Source organism: Jatrophihabitans lederbergiae, from assembly GCF_031845305.1.
Lineage (GTDB): Bacteria > Actinomycetota > Actinomycetes > Mycobacteriales > Jatrophihabitantaceae > Jatrophihabitans_A > Jatrophihabitans_A lederbergiae.
On sequence record NZ_JAVREH010000291.1, the window covers coordinates 1 to 249 of the forward strand.

The following is a 249-nucleotide window of genomic DNA, read 5'->3' on the forward strand; positions in this document are numbered from 1 at the left end:
AGATCGCCGACTTCGACGGCGGGCGATAAGTTTCGCGCCTGACCGACGCCCAGGACAGACCGTCGGTCAACTGCGACAACACATCGGCATAGGAGCCTTCCGAATACAGCGCCATCCCGATCGAGAAGTACGCCATCACCCGGGCCGGCAGCGACCGATGACGCAGTTCGGTCCGGCCGACCCCGGCGATCACCTCATCCACCAGATCCGGCGGAAACACCCGGGTCAGCACACCCACCGACACCAGAT

The 249-nt window shown here is 64.3% G+C and carries 1 protein-coding gene; it reads right to left on the reverse strand.

Annotated elements, in window-relative coordinates:
* Positions 1 to 247, reverse strand: a 247-nt coding sequence (locus tag RM423_RS25280) for a transposase domain-containing protein (RefSeq protein WP_311425781.1), incomplete at its 3' end; no start/stop codon positions are given.
* Between the last annotated feature and the right edge of the window lie 2 nt (positions 248 to 249).